Source organism: Ramlibacter sp. (assembly GCF_035627355.1).
In the GTDB taxonomy this organism is placed as follows: domain Bacteria; phylum Pseudomonadota; class Gammaproteobacteria; order Burkholderiales; family Burkholderiaceae_C; genus Ramlibacter.
Genome location: NZ_DASPLW010000010.1, coordinates 111,398 through 128,289 on the forward strand (window position 1 = coordinate 111,398; position 16,892 = coordinate 128,289).

Consider the following 16,892-nt stretch of genomic DNA (forward strand, 5'->3'; position numbering starts at 1 on the left):
TGCAAGGGCTCGTGCCTTGTGCCGCCGCGTGCCTCCGCCGCGTTGCGCCCGGCTGTCAACTAGGAGTCGTCATGGAACGCGACCAGGCCAGCAAATTCATCAACGACCTGCTCAAGCTGATGATCAGCCGCAACGGCAGCGACCTGTTCATCACCGGCGACTTCCCGCCGGCGATCAAGGTGGACGGCAAGGTCACCAAGGTGTCGCCGCAGCCGCTGACCGGGCAGCACACCCTGGCGCTGGCCCGCTCGATCATGAACGACAAGCAGGCGTCGGAGTTCGAGCGCACCAAGGAGTGCAACTTCGCCATCTCGCCGCCGGGCATCGGGCGCTTCCGCGTCAACGCCTTCGTGCAGCAGGGCAAGGTCGGCATGGTTCTGCGGGTGATCCCGCAGAACCTGCCCACCATCGACAAGCTGGGCGTGCCGCAGGTGCTCAAGGAAGTCACCATGGCCAAGCGCGGCCTGGTGGTGCTGGTGGGCGCCACCGGCTCGGGCAAGTCGACCACGCTCGCGGCCATGATCGACTGGCGCAACGAGAACTCCTACGGCCACATCATCACGATCGAAGACCCGGTGGAGTTCGTGCACCCGCACAAGAACTGCGTGGTCACCCAGCGCGAGGTCGGCCTGGACACCGACAGCTGGGAGGCGGCGCTAAAGAACACGCTGCGCCAGGCGCCTGACGTCATCCTGATGGGCGAGATCCGGGACCGCGAGACCATGGAGCACGCGATCGCCTTCGCCGAGACCGGCCACCTGTGCATGGCCACGCTGCACGCCAACAGCGCCAACCAGGCGCTGGACCGGGTGATCAACTTCTTCCCGGAGGAGCGGCGCGCCCAGCTGCTGATGGACCTGTCGCTCAACCTCAAGGCCATGGTCTCGCAGCGGCTGGTGCCCAAGCAGGACGGCAAGGGACGGCAGGCCATGGTGGAGGTCATGCTGAACAGCCCGCTGATCTCCGACCTGATCTTCAAGGGCGAGGTCTCCGAGATCAAGGAGGTCATGAAGAAGAGCCGCAACCTCGGCATGCAGACCTTCGACCAGGCCCTGTTCGACGCCTACGAGGGCAACGTCATCTCCTACGAGGACGCGCTGCGCAACGCCGACTCGGTCAACGACCTGCGCCTGCAGATCAAGCTCAACTCGCAGCGCGCCAAGACCCAGGACCTCGCGTCGGGGACGGAACACCTATCCATTGTTTAACTTCTGAATCGCTGCGCGATTCAGAAGTTGATCTTTCAATCAGTTGATCGAGGACCGGCGAAGCCGGATCCTCGATCAAAGGGTGTTCGCGCTGCATGTTATTCCGCGCGAACGGTCCGCGCCTGCGGCGCGTGAGGGGCCGGGTACTCCTTCCTCGGCCGTGGGCGCGCCAGGGTGAGGCGCGTGCGGCGCACGCCTTTTTCTAGAATGGGCCTGCTCAACCCCCTGCAATCACACACGAGGAGTTCCGACATGCCCAGCACCAATCCCCGCCCCTACGAATCCACACCCGCTCGCAAGGTCGCCTTCCTGGGCCTGGGCGTGATGGGGTTCCCGATGGCGGGGCACCTGGCGCTGGCCGGGCACGAGGTCACGGTCTACAACCGCACGGCCGCCAAGGCGCAGGCCTGGACCGGCGAGTTCAAGGGCCGCGCTGCCGCCACGCCGCGCGAGGCGGCGGCCGGCTGCGACATCGTGTTCTGCTGCGTCGGCAACGACGACGACCTGCGCTCGGTGGTGCTGGGCGAGGACGGCGCGCTGGCCGGCATGAAGCCGGGCGCCATCTTCGTGGACCACACCACGGCCTCGGCCAACGTGGCGCGCGAGCTGTCCGCCGCCGCGGCCGCCAAGGGCCTGCAGTTCATCGATGCGCCGGTGTCCGGCGGCCAGGCCGGCGCGCAGAACGGCCTGCTCACCGTGATGTGTGGCGGCGACGCCAAGGCCTTCGATGCCGTCAAGCCGGTGGGCATGGCCTTCGCGCGCGCCTTCACGCTGCTGGGCCCCAGCGGGGCGGGCCAGCTCACCAAGATGGTCAACCAGATCTGCATCGCCGGGCTGGTGCAGGGCCTGTCGGAAGCCATCGCCTTCGGCCAGCGCGCCGGCCTGGACATGGAGCAGGTGCTGGAGGTGATCGGCAAGGGCGCCGCGCAGAGCTGGCAGATGGACAACCGCGGCAAGACCATGATCGCCGACAAGTTCGACTTCGGCTTCGCGGTCGACTGGATGCGCAAGGATCTCGGGCTGTGCCTGGACGAGGCGCAGCGCAACGGCGCCCGGCTGCCGGTCACCGCGCTGGTGGACCAGTTCTACGCCGACGTGCAGGCCATGGGCGGCAAGCGCTGGGACACCTCCTCGCTGATCAAGCGGCTGCGCTAGAGGCGCTTTCTTTCGCCCATGGTCAGGCGCCGCGTCCACCGGCGCCCCGCGGTGTTGCCAACGCCGCCCCCGGCACTAGACTGCCGCGATGGATATCCGCATCTGCATCGACGTGGACGACCTGGAGCGCGCCATCGCGTTCTACACGCGGGGCCTGGGCCTGCGTGCCGGCCGGCGGCTGGGCGACGACTGGGTGGAGCTGATCGGCGGCTCCAGCCCGATCGACCTGCTCGCGAACGCGCCGGGGACGACGCCGCTGGGGCCGGCACAGCCGCAGCGGCGCGACTACTCGCGGCACTGGACGCCGGTGCACCTCGACTTCGTCGTGCAGGGCATCGACGAGGTGGCACAACGGCTGGTGGCGCTCGGCGCGGTGCTGGAGCGGCCGATCGCCGACCGCCGCTGGGGCCGGATGGCGAGCCTGGCCGACCCCTTCGGCCACGGCATCGACCTGCTGGAATTCAAGGGCCGGGGCTACGACGAGATCCTGCTGTCGCCGGCCGAGCCCGGGAGCGACGACCCGGACCAGGCGCCGGGTGAGGCGCGTGCCGCCTGAGCCATGCGCCACGTCCTCTACCTCGACTTCGACGGCGTGCTCCACCCGGCCACCTGCGAGCCGGACCAGCGCTTCTCGCGCGCCGCGGCGCTGGCCCAGGCGCTGGCGCAGTTCGATTGCGAACTGGTGATCTCCTCCAGCTGGCGCTTCGCCGTGCCGTGGCCGGACCTGCTGCAGTTGCTGCCGGCCGAACTGGTCCCGCGCGTCAGCGGTTGCACCGGCGAGGCCGTGATCGGCCGCCATGCGCGCGAACGGGAGATCCTGGCGCACGTGCGCGGCCTGAGCGGCGCGATCGACTGGCGGGCCCTGGACGACTGCGACTGGGATTTCGGCGACCGCACGCGGCTGATCGCGTGCGACCCCAACGCCGGATTCGGCGACCTGCAGGCCCGGGCGCTGGCGGATTGGCTTCGGGAGGCCGGCAGCGGATCGGTGCCGGGCTGAAGGCCCGGCGCCCGATGCCCGCCAAAGCCGTCAGCGCGCCGGGGCAGCCGGCTGCGCCGTGGCCTGCGGCGCGATCTGCTGCAGCTCCTGTTCCGAGATGAGCTCGAACAGGCGCACCACCCGCTGCACGCCGCCGACAGAGCGGGCGATCTGGGTGGCCTTGTCGGCCTCGCGCTGGGTCACGCGGCCCATCAGGTAGACGGTGCCGCGCTCGGTGACCACGCGGAAGGCATTGGCCGACAGCTCGCGGTCGTCGACCAGCGAGGCCTTGACCTTGCCGGTGATCAGCGTGTCCGAGGAGCGCTGGGTCAGGCTGGAGTTGCCCATCACGCCCAGCTCGTTGTAGATGCCCTTGACGTTCTCCACCTTGGAGACGATCAGCTCGGCCTGCTGCTTGTCGCGGTCGGTGGGCACCTCGCCGGTCAGCAGGACCTGGCGGTTGTAGCTGCTGACGTTCACGTGGGCGCGCTCGCCCATGGCCTCGCGGATGCGAGCGGCGGCCCGCAGCTCGATGCCTTCGTCCTCCAGCTGCGCGCCGGAGGTGCGCCGGTCCAGGGCGACCAGCGTCCCGACGGCGGCGCCGCCCAGCACCAGGGGCGCGCAGGCGGTCAGCGTGGCGGCCAGGGTGGCGGCGGCGAAGGTCGTGGCGGCGAAGCGAAGCAAGGCGTGGGTCATGCGGGGGGTTCCTGTTCTCCGAGCAACTGGGCATCCACGCCGTCGCAGATGCAGTGCAGGGCGAGGATGTGGACTTCCTGGATGCGGGCGGTGCGCTCGTGCGGCACGCACACGTGCACGTCGGTCTCGCGCAGCATCTGGCCGATCTTGCCGCCGCCCCGGCCGGTGAGCGCCACCACCGACATCTCGCGCTCGTGCGCGGCCTCGATGGCCGCGATCACGTTGCCCGAGTTGCCGCTGGTGGACAGCGCCAGCAGCACGTCGCCCGGCTGGCCGAGCGCGCGCACCTGCTTGGCGAACACGTGCTGCCAGGCGTAGTCGTTGGCGACGGCGGTGAGGATGGAGCTGTCGGTGGTCAGCGCGATGGCGCCCAGCTCGGGCCGCTCGCGCTCGAAGCGGCCGACGAACTCGGCCGAGAAGTGCTGGGCGTCGGCGGCCGAACCGCCGTTGCCGCAGGCCAGCACCTTGCCGCCGCTGGTCACGCAGGCCAGCACCGCCTGCACGGCGGCCGCGATCGGTTTGCTCAGCGCCTGCGCGGCCTGGTATTTGAGGTCGGCACTGTCGATGAAGTGCTGCTGGATCCGCTGTTCGAGCATGGTTGGGGATGATACCGCCGGCCCTATTGCACGCCTTCCGTGGCGGCCATCCGACGCGTACGCACAGCCTTGCCGGCCCCGTAGGCAAACGCCTTACGGAACGCAGGGCGCGCCTTCCTAGAGTCGCTGCCGGGCCGATCCCCGGCCCAGCGAACTTGCGAGAAAGCGCCATGTGCCCTGACCGACCTGCCCCGGCCGACGCCGACAGCCCCGCCCGCCTGCGGGCGCGGCTGGCCGCCGCCGAAGCCGAACGCGACGCCGCGCGCGAGGCGCTGCGCGAGCGCGAGGCCGCCCACCGGCTGCTGCTGGCCACGCTCGACGCCGCGAGCGACGGCATCCTGGCCGTGCGCCCGGACGGCAACGTGTTCTTCAACATCCGGGCGGCCGAGATCTGGTCGTTCCCCGAGCTGGAGATGGACCGGCTGGACAAGGACGCTCTGCGCGTGTGCATGGCCGCTCAGTTGTGCGACCCGGCGCGCTTCGACGAGCTCGTCGCCGCCCTGGACGCCGATCCCGGCCGGCGCGACGCCGACCTGCTGGATTTCAAGGACGGGCGGGTGATCGAGCGACGGGTGCAGCCGCAGTTCCTGCGGGGGCAGGCGGTCGGCAGCGTGGTGGTCTACCGCGACGTCACGGTGGCCGTGAAGCACGTGCGCGAACTGCGGTTCCAGAGCCGGGTGCTGGAGAGCTCGGGCCCCATGCTCTGGATCGACCGCGACAGCGGCGAGCTGGCCTGGGCCAATCCGGCCGTGCGTTCGCACCTGGGCTACTCCGACGAGGAGGTGGTGGAACTGTCGCAGGACGTGTTCGCCGCTTTCCACCGGGACCGCGCCGGCCCGGAAGCTCCGGAACCGGCGCCGGGCGGCACCCTCGCAGGGACCTGCCGCCACCGGCGCGGGGACGGCAGCTGGCGCGAAGTGGACTACACGGTCTTCCCGATCGAGCACCACGCACGCGCGATGCTCGTGATCAACCTCCAGGACAAGACCGAGACGCGCGCGGCCCAGCGCGAGGCGGCGCGCCAGCAGGCGCTGCTGGTCGCGCTGATCAACTCGATCCCGGACCCGATCTTCTTCAAGAGCCTGGACGGGCTGTACCTGGGATCCAACGCGGCCCATTGCCGCCGCCAGGGCCGGTCCCTGGAGCAGATGGTCGGCCGCACGGCCGAGGAGCTCTTCTCGCCCGGGCGCGCCGCGGCGATCCGGCGGCGCGACGCCGCTACGCTGGCCGCGATGGAGCCGCGCCTGACCGAGGAGTGGCTCGCCCACCCCGACGGCCGCGAGGTGCTGTACGAAACGCTGACCGCGCCGATGTGGGACCAGGACGGCGAGCCGATCGGCCTGCTGGGCGTGTCGCGCGACATCACCCAGCGCAAGCAGGTGGAGGAAGAACTGCGCGAGGCCAAGGAGGCGGCCGAGGCGGCGACGCGCGCCAAGTCGGACTTCCTGGCCAACATGAGCCACGAGATCCGCACGCCGATGAACGCCATCATCGGGCTGTCGCACCTGGTGCTCAAGACCGAGCTGGGGCCCCGGCAGCGCGACTACCTGCTCAAGGTGCAGTCCGCCGGCCAGCACCTGCTGCGCGTGGTCAACGACATCCTGGACTTCTCCAAGGTGGAGGCTGGCAAGCTCGAACTCGAGCAGGGCGAGTTCGACCTCGAGGAGCTGCTGGGCAACACCAGCAGCCTGCTGGCCGACGCCGCCGAGCGCAAGGGCCTGGAGCTGGTCGTCGAGATGGAGCCGGGATTGCCGCGCCTGCTGCTGGGCGATTCGCTGCGGCTGGAGCAGGTCCTGCTGAACCTGGCGGGCAACGCGGTCAAGTTCACCGAGCGCGGCGAAGTGTCCATCGGCGTCGCCGCGCTCGAGCGCGCGGGCGGCGAGGTGCTGCTGGAGTTCCGCGTGCGCGACACCGGCGTGGGGCTGTCCTCGCACCAGCTCGCGCGGCTGTTCCGCAGCTTCTCGCAGGCCGACATGTCGATCACCCGCACCCACGGCGGGACCGGCCTGGGGCTGGCGATCAGCAAGAAGCTGGCCGAGCTGATGGGCGGCCGCATCGGCGTGGAAAGCGAACCCGGCCAGGGCAGCACCTTCTGGTTCACGGCTCGGCTGGGCGTGAGCGACCGGCAGCTGCGCGAACTGCCGCAGGCGTCCGACCTGCGCGGGCGCCGCGCGCTGGTGGTCGACGACAGCTTCCATGCGCGCGCCGCGCTGGTGGACCTGCTGCAGGAGCTGGGGTTCGAGGCCAGCGAGGCGAGCGGCGGGCTGGAGGCCATCGACGCCGTGCGCACCGCGGCCATCCAGGGCCGGCCATTCGACCTGGTCTATCTCGACTGGCGCATGCCGGGCCTGGACGGCGTCGACACCGCGCGCCGCATCCGCGAGCTGGGGCTGCAGCAGCCGCCCATCCTGATGATGGTGTCGGCCTACAGCCGCGAGGAGCTGATGAAGGAAGCCGCGCGCGTGGGCATAGACACGGTGCTGGTCAAGCCGGTGCGGCCGTCGGCGCTCTACGACGCCACGGTGGACGTGCTGGCCAGGCAGCGCGGGCTGCACGCGGCCGAGCGCACGGTGGATGCACCGGACGCCTCGGAGCCGCCGTCCTGCCTCGCGGCGATCCGCGGCGCGCGCGTGCTGCTGGTGGAGGACAACGAGATCAACCAGCTGGTCGCGCAGGAGATCCTGGGCGAGGCCGGGCTGGAGGTCGCGATCGCGGAGAACGGCCAGGTCGCGCTGGAGATGGTTCAGAAGCACTGGTACGACCTGGTGTTCATGGACATGCAGATGCCGGTGATGGACGGCGTGACCGCGACGCGCGAGATCCGCCGCATCGGCCGCCTCGCCCGCCTGCCGATCGTCGCCATGACCGCCAACGTGATGGCGCAGGACCGCGAACGCTGCCTGGAGGCCGGCATGAACGACACCGTCACCAAGCCGATCGATCCCAAGGCGCTGTGGGCGGTGCTGCTGCGCTGGATCCCGCCGCAGCAGGCGGGAACCGAAGCGGCGGTGGCGACCCCCGGCGCGGGGTCTCCCGCCAACGCGGACTGGGACGGCATCGCCGGGCTGGATGCGGCCCAGGGGCTGGCGCTGGCGCGCGGCAACGGCAGGCTGTATCGCGAACTGCTGCTGCGCTTCGTGCGCAGCCAAGGCCCGGTGCCGGTGCAGATCCACGAGGCCCTGGCCATCGGTGAGATCGGCGAGGCCGAGCGGCTGGCCCACACGCTGAAGGGCGTGGCCGCCAACGTCGGCGCCGGCCCAGTGGCACGACGGGCGGCGGAGCTGGAAACGGCGCTGCGCAGCTATGAGCCGCCGGCGACCGTGCAGGACCGGCTGCGCGTGCTGGAGCGGGAACTGGCGTCGCTGGCCGGGGTGCTGGCGTCGCGGCTGCAAGCGGAGCCGGCGGCGGAAGCGGGCGCATGAAGGAGCAAGGAATGATGAAGACGGAATCGGACTGGTCGGTCCTGCCGCAGGACCAGGTGTTCGGCCTGAGCGGATCGGGGCGGCGCGAGCTGGGCGGCAGCGTCAGCACGCTGTCGGCCCGCGAACTGGAACTGCTGGTGCGCATGGACGGCGTCACCCCGCTGCGCCAGGTGCGCGCGGCCATGCCGTCGGTCGGCGACGCCACCTTCGCGGCGCTGTTCAAGGGACTGTGGCAGCGCGGCCTGCTGCGCGAGGAGCGGGCCGACGCCTTCGCGGCGGCCACGGACAGCCAGCTGCGCGTGCTGGCGCAGTCGCTGGGGCCCGAGGCCAGCCCGCAAGCCTCGCCGGTGAAGGCCTCGCTCTCGCTCGGGCTGGTGTGGCGCCGGTCCGGCGCCATCGTGCCGGGCGGCGCGCCCGACGTCGTACCCACCGCCGTGGTGGTGGAGGACGACCCGGTGCTGGCCCGCTTCATCCAGTGCTTCCTCGCGCTGGAGGGATTCCAGGTGCGGTTGGCCGCCAACCGCGCCGAGGTGGTGGCGGGCTTCAACGCACCCAGCGCGCCGCAGGTGGTGCTGCTGGACGTGACGCTGCCGGATGCCGATGGTTTCGAGGTGCTGCGCAAGGTGCGCGAGCACCCGCGGCTGCGGCACGTGCCGGTGCTGATGCTCACCAGCCGCGCTACCCGCGAAGGCGTGCTGCAGGCGCTGGCGGACGGCGCCGACGGCTACCTGACCAAGCCGTTCGATGCCGAGGCCTTGCTGCGAGCGGTGCGCGCCGTCACCGGGCTTCCGGATCCCGCCGGGACAGCCGGCACCGCCTTCGATCCGTGGACCAACGCCGACGCGACCGCCACCCGCGAGCGGCACGCCGCCTGAGGGGCCGGCGCTTCCGGGCTAATCGCCCGGGAGGTGCGGCGCGAGGGCGGCCAGCAGCCGGGACAGCGGCGGCTCCAGCCGGTCCAGCACGGCCTGCACGTCCTGTTGCGGCGCCTGCGCGCGCAGCGCCGCTTCCAGGTCGGCCGCCGGCTGTTCCACCGACTCCGCGCCCACTTGTGACGAGGACCCCTTGAGCGTGTGGGCCATGCGCTCGGCGGCAGCGTAGTCGCCGCGCTGCAGCGCGGCGCGGACCTGGTCGCCGAAGCCGGCGTTGTGCTGCACGTACAGGCGCAGCAGCGCGTGGTACAGCGCCTCCCGCCCGCCGCACTGGCGCAGCCCGCGCTGCACGTCCAGTCCCGGCAGGTCGGTCGGCAGCTGCCCCATCAGGCCAGGGCCGGCTCGCGCGCTTCGGAGGTGGCCGGGTCGATGACGGCCATCACCCGGGCGATGCTGTTGGCCGGAAAGCCGCCCCGCCGCGCGTGCTCGCGCACCAGTTCCTCGTTCTGTGCGTGGTAGACGCAGTAGATCTTGTCGCCGGTGACGTAGCTCTGGATCCACTGCACCTGCGGCCCCATGCCTTCCAGGACGTCGCACGACTTGCGCGACAGCGCCTGCAGTTCATCGGGCTTCATGTTGCCGGCACCGGGGAGCTCGCGTTCGATCACGTATTTCGGCATGGACGTCTCCTGCAATCGTTGGGGCACCGAACGCTACGCCCAAGCGGGGTAACCCATTGTGATGGATGGTGACGGTGGACGGCCATTGCGCTCAGGGTGCATCGAAGGCAGCGCGCAGCCAGTGCACGCCGCCCGCCTCCAGCGCCACCACGTCGAAGCGGCAGGGCGGCGGCGCCGCATAGCGCAGCAGGAAGTGGCGGGCAGCGAACACGATGCGGCGTTGCTTGCTGAGGCCGACGCTGGCGGCGGCGCCGCCGAAGTCGCGCCGGCCGCGGCGCCGCACCTCCACGAACACCAGCGTGGCGCCTTCGCGCATCACCAGGTCGATCTCGCCGCCGCCTCGGCCCGGCGTCCGATAATTGCGCGCCACCAGCCGCAGGCCGGCGTCCAGCAGATGGGCGAGCGCGCGGTCCTCGGCGGCGTCGCCCGCGGCCTTGGTCGTGGGGCCGGCCGCGCGGCCGGCTGCAGTCCTGAACATCGCGAGGTCCCCCTGTCCGCCAGCGCCCCTTCCTACGCCGCCGCCCGGCAAGCCGCCCGGGAGGCGGCTGGCGCCCAGGATTATCCGGAGGGGGCCCTGTACGTCGTGGCCACGCCCATCGGCAACCTGGCGGACATCGGGCTGCGCGCGCTGCACGTGCTCGGCCTGGCCGACCGCATCGCCTGCGAGGACACGCGCCACACCCAGTCGCTGCTGCGCGCCTACGGGCTGGAGCGCGCCGGCGGCAGCCTGCTGGCCGTGCACCAGCACAACGAGGCCGAAGCGGCGCAGCAGGTGATCGGCTGGCTGCAGGCCGGCGAGCGAGTGGCCTATGCCAGCGATGCCGGCACGCCGGCGGTGAGCGACCCGGGGGCCCGGCTGGTGGCGGCGGTGCGCGCGGCCGGGCTGCGGGTCGTGCCCATCCCCGGGCCGAGCAGCGTCACGACCCTGCTCAGCGCGGCCGGCTCGCTGCAGGACGGCGGCTTCGTGTTCGCCGGCTTCCTGCCGGCCAAGGCCGGCGAGCGCGAGGCCGCGATCGGCGCGCTGGCGCAGGAGGCGCGCGCCGTCGTGCTGCTGGAGGCGCCGCACCGCATCGAGGCGCTGGCTGCCGCGCTGGCCGCGCTGGGCGAGCGGCCGGTGACGGTGGGGCGCGAACTCACCAAGCAGTTCGAGCAGCTGGCCACGCTGCCCTGCGCGCAGCTGCCCGGCTGGCTGGCCGCGGATGCGCAGCGCACGCGCGGCGAGTTCGCGCTGGTGCTGCACGGTGTGCCGCAGGCGGCCGCGGCCGACGACGGCGAGCGCGTGCTGCGCCTGCTGCTGGCCGAACTGCCGGTCAAGACCGCCGTCCAGCTCGCCGCCGAGATCACCGGCGCGCCGCGCAACGCGCTGTACGAGCGGGCGCTGCAGCTGAAGAAGAGCCCGGGCTGATCCTCAGATCGCCAGCGGATCCACGTCCACCGCCCAGCGGATCAGGCCCTTGCAGCGTTGCGCGTGCAGGAGGGGCTGCCAGTCGGCGAGGAAGCGCTGTAGCGCCGGGCGCGAGCTGCTTTCGACCAGCATCTGGGCGCGCTCGACGTTGGCCACCCGCTGGATCGCCATCGGCACCGCCGGGTAGACGGTGACCTGCGGCGACTGCGCCAGTTGCTGCGCCGCCTCGGCGGCCTCGCGCAGGAAGCCTTGCGCGACTTCCTGCGTCCGCGCCTCGGCCCGCACCAGGGCCTGGTAGGCGAACGGCGGCATGCCGGCGGCTTCGCGTTCGGCCAGCTGCTGCGCAGCGAACGCCGGGTAGTCGTGGCGCTTCAGCGCCGCGAACAGGGGGTGGGCCGGCTGGAAGGTCTGCACCCACATCTGGCTGCGCTCGGCCCGATCGGCCTCGCGCCCGGCGCGCCCGGCCGCCTGCAGCAGCAGGGCGAACAGGCGCTCGGGCGCGCGGAAGTCGCTGGAGAACAGCGCGGAGTCGGCGTTCAGCGCGGCGACCAGCGTGATGTTGCGGAAGTCGTGTCCCTTGGTGACCATCTGCGTGCCCACCAGCACGTCCACCGCGCCCGCGTGCACCTCGCCGAGCTGCGTCTCCAGCGCTCCCTTGGCACGCGTGGTGTCGGCGTCGATGCGCGCCACCCGCACCGGCTCCCCGTCCGGACGCCGAGCATCGGCGAAGAGCTCGGCCAGCTGCTCTTCCAGCCGCTCCGTGCCGCGGCCCAGCGGCGCGATGTCCAGGTTGCCGCAGGACGGGCAGGCGCGCGGCACCCGTTCGGTGAAGCCGCAGTGGTGGCAGCGCAGCGTGCGGTCGATCTTGTGGAACACGCGGAAGGCGCTGCAATGCGGGCACTCGCTCTTCCAGTCGCAGGCGGTGCAGGCCAGCACCGGGGCGTAGCCGCGCCGGTTCAGGAACAGCAGCGACTGCTCGCCGGCCGCGATGCGCTCGCCGATGGCCGCCAGCAGCTGCGGCGCGATCACGGTGCCCCGGGGCTGCAGGTTCATGTCGAGCAGCCGGACCTGCGGCAGCCGCCCCTGGCCGATGCGCGTGGGCATGGCCAGCCGCGTGTAGCGCCCGCGCTCGGCGGCCTGCCAGCTCTCCAGCGAGGGCGTGGCGGAGCCCAGCACCACCTTGGCGCCGTCCAGCTTGCCGCGCACCAGGGCCAGGTCGCGCGCCGAGTAGCGGGCGCCTTCCTGCTGCTTGTAGCTGGGGTCGTGCTCCTCGTCGACCACCACCAGCGCCAGCCGGGGCAGGGACGCGAACACCGCCATGCGCGTGCCCAGCACGATGCGGGCGGCGCCGGTGTGGGCGGCCAGCCAGGCCTTGAGCCGCTGCGGGTTGGTCATGCCGCTGTGCAGCGAAACCACGCCGGCAGCGCCGAAGCGCTCGGTGAAGCGGGCCTGCAGCTGCGGCGTCAGGTTGATCTCCGGGACCATGACCAGCGCCTGCGCCGCCGGGTCGGCCGCCAGCACCTGCGCGACCGCCTGCAGGTAGACCTCGGTCTTGCCGCTGCCCGTGGCGCCGAACAGCAGGAAGGGACCGGGCTCGGCCGCGATCCGGGCCAGCGCCGCGGATTGTTCCGGCGTCAGCTCCGGCGCCGGGGCCGGAGCGGTGTCGGTCGGCGTCGCCCGCGCGCGCTGCAGCCGGCGCTGCCACTGCTGCGGGCTGAGTTCGCGCAGCTGCGGCGGCAGCGCCGCCAGGGCGACCTCGCCCAGGCTGCGCTGGTAGTAGCCGGCCGCGAACGCCACCAGCTCGCGCCAGCTGGGCGCCAGCGGCGGCAGGCCGTCCAGCACGCCGGCCACCGCCTTCTCCTCGCGCGGGGGCGAGGCGGCCGGCTCCCCGTCGACCGCGTCCCAGACCACGCCCAGCACCTCGCGCCGACCCAAAGGCACGCGCACCAGGGTCCCTCGCGCAAGCGGGAGCTCACTTCCGTAACTGAGGGGGCCGGCGACCGTGCTGTGGGCCGGCGTGGGGACCACGATGGCGAGGCGATGCGGCCAGGTACTCATCCTTTAGGTCGCATTCCTCAGGTCAGCCTGCGAAATACCGGCCAAGTCCTTGATTTGCAACAGCTTTGCCCTTTTTCAGGATTTCTGTGGATAACTTTGTTGATAGAACCCGCCCGCCCGCCGGCAACCCTCGAAAAATCAAGGATTTGGCTGAACTGCACGCAAAAGCGGCATCTTCACAACACCAGCAAAATCAAGCACTTAGCGCAGCTATCGGTTTCGTAGCACGGCTGTGTGTGACAACTCTCACTCGCTGCGCCGCAACACGGTTTTTGTGCATAAGTCAACCCTCGCGAGCCGCCCGCCGGCCCAGTCCACTGGGGAATGTCCCGATGACGTGGGCTCAGGCTGGTACTTGGCGGGCGGAATGCCGGTGCACCGCATCGACCAGCACCTGCACGTGTTCGGGCGGCGTGTACTGGCTGATGCCATGGCCCAGGTTGAAGACCTGGGTGGGTCCCGGGCCCGGCCCGGTGTGCGGGACGCCGAAGCTGGCGAGGCAGGCACGCACCGCTTCGTCGATGCGCTCGGGCGGTGCGAACAGCACGTTCGGATCCAGGTTGCCCTGCAGCGCCTTGCGGTCGCCGACCAGCGCCCGGGCCCGGCCCAGGTTGACGGTCCAGTCCACCCCCAGCACCTCGCAATCGAGCTGCGCCATCTCCTCCAGCCACAGCCCGCCGCCCTTGGTGAAGACGATGCGCGGGATCGCCTGGCCCTCGTGTTCGCGCTTCAGGCCGGCCAGCACGCGCCGGGTGTAGTCCAGGCTGAACGACTGGAAGGCGCCGTCGGCGAGCACGCCGCCCCAGCTGTCGAAGATCATCACCGCCTGCGCGCCGGCCTCGATCTGGGCGTTCAGGTAGGCGGCCACGGCGGCGGCGTTGACCTGCAGCACGCGGTGCATCAGGTCCGGGCGGCCGTACAGCATGGACTTGACCAGCCGGTAGTCGTCCGAGCCCCGGCCCTCCACCATGTAGCAGGCCAGCGTCCAGGGGCTGCCGGAAAAGCCGATCAGCGGCACCCGGCCGTCGAGCGCCCGGCGGATCGAGGTGACGGCATCGAACACGTAGCGAAGCTTGTCCAGGTCGGGCACGGCCAGCGCGTGCACGGCGGCCTCGTCGCGCACCGGCCGGGCGAAGCGCGGGCCTTCGCCGGCGGCGAAGTCCAGCCCCAGGCCCATGGCGTCGGGCACGGTGAGGATGTCCGAGAACAGGATGGCCGCGTCCAGCGCGTAGCGCTCCAGCGGCTGCAGCGTGACCTCGGTGGCGTAGTCGGGGTGGGTCGCCAGCCCCATGAAGCTGCCCGCCTTCTCCCGCGTGGCCCGGTACTCGGGCAGGTAGCGGCCCGCCTGGCGCATCAGCCAGACGGGGGTGTAGGGCGTGGCCAGCCGCCGGCAGGCACGCAGGAAGTTGTCGTTCTTCAGCGGAGCAAAGGGCATGGGGCCGATTGTCGCAGGGGGCCATGCCATGATCCGGCGCCATGGACGCCCGCTTCGAACAGGCCAAGGCCTTCTTCCTCCAGGGCCTGGCGCACTACCAGGCCGGCCGCTTCGAGGCCGCCAACCGCGATTTCGGCGCCTCCCTGTCGCTGCTGCCGGACCGGCCTTCCACCCTGACCAACCTGGGCGCCACGCGCCTCAAGCTGGGCCGGCCGGACGAGGCCGCGCAGCTGCTGCAGGAAGCGCTGCAGCAGGAACCGGACAACGCCGAGGCGCTGGGCCACCTGGCGGCCGCGCTGGCCGAGCTGGGGCGGCGCGAGCCGGCGCTGGAGGCGATCCGGCGCTCGCTGGCGCAGGCGCCCGCCAGCGGCGCCGGTTGGCTGCTGCGGGCCACGCTGGCCCGCGAGCTCGGCCTGCTGGACGAGGCCGCCGAGGCGTACCGGCAGGCCCTGGCCCACGGGGCCGATGCGGACCTCGTGCGCTTCGGCCTGGGCGGCGTGCAGGCCGAGGCGGCCCCGGACGCGCCGCCGCGGCACTACGTCGAGTCGCTGTTCGACAGCTACGCCGACGGCTTCGAGGCGCACCTGGCCGAGGTGCTGCAGTACCGCGGGCCGCAGGTGCTGGTGGGTGGGCTGGACCGCCCGCGCTACCGTGCCGGGCTCGACCTGGGTTGCGGCACCGGCCTGTGCGCGCCGCTGCTGCGCCCGCGCTGCGAGCGGCTGGACGGGGTGGACCTGTCGGGCCGCATGGTCGAGTGCGCGCGCGAGCGCGGGCTGTACGACGAGGTGGTGCAGGACGACCTGGTGGCCTTCCTCGGCCGGACCGACCGCCGCTACGACCTGCTGGTCGCCGCCGACGTGTTCATCTACGTGGGTGCCCTCGAGCCGGTGTTCGAAGGCGCCGCCCGCGTGCTGGAGCCCGGCGGCACGTTCTGCTTCTCGCTGGAGGCGGCCGACGAGCCGCACGACCTGGTGCTGCGGCCGAGCCTGCGCTACGCCCATTCGGCCGCCTACATCCGAACGCTGGCGCCGGCCTGCGGCTTCGAACTACAACGCATCGAGGGGCAGGCGCTCAGGATCGACGGCGGGCAAGCGGTGCCCGGGCTGTTCGCCTGGCTGCGCCGCGCCGCCCGCCCGGCCTAGCGCTCCTGCAGCCCGTCGCAGGCAGGAGCCTTGCCGGGCTGGCCCGCAGGACCCTTCTCCAGGGGGGAGAAGGCCGCGAGCCGGAGGACGCGGAGGTCGAACTGCCATGAGCCATGTCGCCCTGGAAGCCGAGGTGCAGGCGTGCGCCGAGCGCCCGCGCACGCCGGCCGCGCGCGAGTTCGAGCAGGTGTTCCACGCCTGGCCGCAGGCCGAGGCGCAGGCGCCCGGGCGCGTCCACCTGCTGGGCGAGCACGCCGGCTGCAACGACGGCCTGGCGCTGGCGGTGGCGATCCCGCAGCAGACCCGCGTGGCGATGCGGCCCAACGGCCGGCCGCAGTTCCGCCTGCACGTGGCCGAGCGCGGCACGACGGTCGAGTTCGTGCTGCAGCAGCCGCCCGCCGGGCACTTCGCCAGCTACCTGTATGGCTGCCTGCGCCTGGCGCAGGAGGAAGGCGCCGAGATCCCGCCGCTGGACATCCACGTGGGTTCGGACGTTCCGGCCGGTGCCGGCCTGTCGGCCAGCGCGGCGCTGGAGGTGGCGACCCTGCGCTGCCTGCGCGCCCTGCTGTCGCTGCCGCTGGACGACCTGCGCATCGCGCAGCTGGCGCAGCAGGCCGGGATGCAGTACGCCGGCATGCGCTGCGGCATGGTCGATCCGATGGCGTCCAGCCTCGGCGGCACCGGCACGGCGCTGCTGCTGGACACCCGCTCGCTGGAGCACCGTGCCGTGCCGCTGCCGGAAGGCAGCGCGGTGCTGGTGCTGGACTCGGGCCTGCCGCGCTCGGCGGCAGCCAGCGGCTCCATCCAGCGCCGCGCCGAGTGCGAAGAGGCGGCCCGCCGGCTCGGCCTGGCTTCGCTGCGCGAGATCGGGTCGCCGGATGCGATCGAGGAGCTTCCCGATGACGTGCACCGCCGGCGCGCGCGCCACGTGTTCACCGAGAACGTCCGGGCCCGGCAGGCCGCCGTGTGCCGCGATGCGCCCGCCTTCGGCGAGCTGATGAACGCCTCGCACGAGAGCCTGCGCGAGGACTACGAGGTCTCGACGCCGGAACTGGATTGGCTGGTGCAGCGGCTGCAGCAGCAGCCGGGCGTGCACGGCGCACGACTGACCGGGCCCGGCTTCGGAGGTGCCTGCGTGGCCCTGTGCGAGTCCGGCGCCGTGCAGCAGGCAGCCCGCGCCGTGTTGCGGGATTACGCCGCGGCGGGCCATCGGGGGCACCTGCTGGTCCCGGCGGCACAGTGAG

Annotated in this window: 16 protein-coding genes; 9 read left to right on the top strand and 7 right to left on the bottom strand. The window is 72.0% G+C overall.

The features are described 5' to 3' along the window. The first annotated feature begins 71 nt into the window (after positions 1 to 71). From VEC03_RS04130 to VEC03_RS04145, 4 genes are all read left to right on the top strand, one after another. Positions 72 to 1,208, top strand: a complete 1,137-nt coding sequence (locus VEC03_RS04130) for a PilT/PilU family type 4a pilus ATPase (RefSeq protein ID WP_324912890.1) — start codon at positions 72 to 74, stop codon at positions 1,206 to 1,208. Between the two features lie 207 nt (positions 1,209 to 1,415). Next, positions 1,416 to 2,363, top strand: a complete 948-nt coding sequence (locus VEC03_RS04135) for an NAD(P)-dependent oxidoreductase (protein ID WP_324912952.1) — start codon at positions 1,416 to 1,418, stop codon at positions 2,361 to 2,363. A gap of 88 nt (positions 2,364 to 2,451) precedes the next feature. Then, a complete protein-coding gene (locus VEC03_RS04140; RefSeq protein WP_324912892.1) occupies positions 2,452 to 2,919 on the top strand; it encodes a VOC family protein in 468 nt (155 codons plus the stop codon). Between the two features lie 3 nt (positions 2,920 to 2,922). Further along, positions 2,923 to 3,363 carry an HAD domain-containing protein gene (locus VEC03_RS04145; protein ID WP_324912893.1) on the top strand — a complete coding sequence of 147 codons (441 nt, stop codon included), beginning with the start codon at positions 2,923 to 2,925 and terminating at the stop codon, positions 3,361 to 3,363. Positions 3,364 to 3,393: 30 nt separating this feature from the next. On the opposite strand, the gene VEC03_RS04150 is transcribed toward VEC03_RS04145, so the two are convergent. Together VEC03_RS04150 and VEC03_RS04155 are read right to left on the bottom strand one after the other, a co-directional pair. Beyond that, the gene (locus VEC03_RS04150; RefSeq protein WP_324912895.1) at positions 3,394 to 4,038 is read right to left on the bottom strand and encodes a BON domain-containing protein; all 645 of its coding nucleotides are present in this window, start codon (positions 4,036 to 4,038) and stop codon (positions 3,394 to 3,396) included. After that, positions 4,035 to 4,634: a phosphoheptose isomerase gene (locus VEC03_RS04155; protein WP_324912897.1), complete on the bottom strand. Its 600-nt coding sequence runs from the start codon at positions 4,632 to 4,634 to the stop codon at positions 4,035 to 4,037. The genes VEC03_RS04150 and VEC03_RS04155 overlap by 4 nt, the downstream gene beginning before the upstream one ends. 170 nt (positions 4,635 to 4,804) lie before the next feature. Between VEC03_RS04155 and VEC03_RS04160 the strand changes: the two genes are divergently transcribed. Together VEC03_RS04160 and VEC03_RS04165 are read left to right on the top strand one after the other, a co-directional pair. After that, positions 4,805 to 8,056 (top strand): response regulator, encoded by a 3,252-nt coding sequence (locus VEC03_RS04160; protein ID WP_324912899.1) that lies wholly within the window; start codon positions 4,805 to 4,807, stop codon positions 8,054 to 8,056. A 14-nt stretch (positions 8,057 to 8,070) separates the two neighbouring features. Then, the gene (locus VEC03_RS04165; protein ID WP_324912900.1) at positions 8,071 to 8,931 is read left to right on the top strand and encodes a response regulator; all 861 of its coding nucleotides are present in this window, start codon (positions 8,071 to 8,073) and stop codon (positions 8,929 to 8,931) included. 18 nt (positions 8,932 to 8,949) lie between these two features. Here VEC03_RS04165 and VEC03_RS04170 read toward each other — a convergent pair whose 3' ends face one another. The 3 genes from VEC03_RS04170 to VEC03_RS04180 all read right to left on the bottom strand — a co-directional run bounded on the left by VEC03_RS04170 (position 8,950) and on the right by VEC03_RS04180 (position 10,086). Then, positions 8,950 to 9,315, bottom strand: coding sequence for an Hpt domain-containing protein (locus VEC03_RS04170; RefSeq protein ID WP_324912902.1), 366 nt, complete (start codon positions 9,313 to 9,315; stop codon positions 8,950 to 8,952). Then, positions 9,315 to 9,608, bottom strand: coding sequence for a DUF4242 domain-containing protein (locus tag VEC03_RS04175; RefSeq protein ID WP_324912903.1), 294 nt, complete (start codon positions 9,606 to 9,608; stop codon positions 9,315 to 9,317). Before VEC03_RS04175 ends, VEC03_RS04170 begins: the two co-directional genes overlap by 1 nt. 91 nt (positions 9,609 to 9,699) lie before the next feature. Continuing rightward, complete coding sequence (locus tag VEC03_RS04180) at positions 9,700 to 10,086, bottom strand: YraN family protein (RefSeq protein ID WP_324912904.1); 387 nt, start codon at positions 10,084 to 10,086, stop codon at positions 9,700 to 9,702. Positions 10,087 to 10,098: 12 nt separating this feature from the next. On the opposite strand from VEC03_RS04180, the gene rsmI reads away from it, so the two are divergent. Then, entirely contained in the window at positions 10,099 to 11,013 is a 915-nt protein-coding gene (gene rsmI, locus VEC03_RS04185) for a 16S rRNA (cytidine(1402)-2'-O)-methyltransferase (protein ID WP_324912954.1), read from the top strand. Positions 11,014 to 11,016: 3 nt separating this feature from the next. Here the strand turns inward: rsmI and VEC03_RS04190 are convergent, their stop codons facing one another. Beyond that, entirely contained in the window at positions 11,017 to 13,071 is a 2,055-nt protein-coding gene (locus tag VEC03_RS04190; RefSeq protein WP_324912905.1) for a primosomal protein N', read from the bottom strand. Positions 13,072 to 13,414: 343 nt separating this feature from the next. Continuing rightward, positions 13,415 to 14,506: a uroporphyrinogen decarboxylase gene (gene hemE, locus VEC03_RS04195; RefSeq protein WP_324912907.1), complete on the bottom strand. Its 1,092-nt coding sequence runs from the start codon at positions 14,504 to 14,506 to the stop codon at positions 13,415 to 13,417. Positions 14,507 to 14,547: 41 nt separating this feature from the next. Here hemE and VEC03_RS04200 point away from each other — a divergent pair, with 41 nt between their 5' ends. Both VEC03_RS04200 and VEC03_RS04205 read left to right on the top strand, forming a co-directional pair. Continuing rightward, on the top strand, positions 14,548 to 15,648 hold the full coding sequence (locus VEC03_RS04200) for a tetratricopeptide repeat protein (protein WP_324912908.1): 1,101 nt from the start codon (positions 14,548 to 14,550) through the stop codon (positions 15,646 to 15,648). A 106-nt stretch (positions 15,649 to 15,754) separates the two neighbouring features. Further along, positions 15,755 to 16,891, top strand: a complete 1,137-nt coding sequence (locus tag VEC03_RS04205) for a galactokinase (protein ID WP_324912910.1) — start codon at positions 15,755 to 15,757, stop codon at positions 16,889 to 16,891. Position 16,892 lies beyond the last annotated feature (1 nt).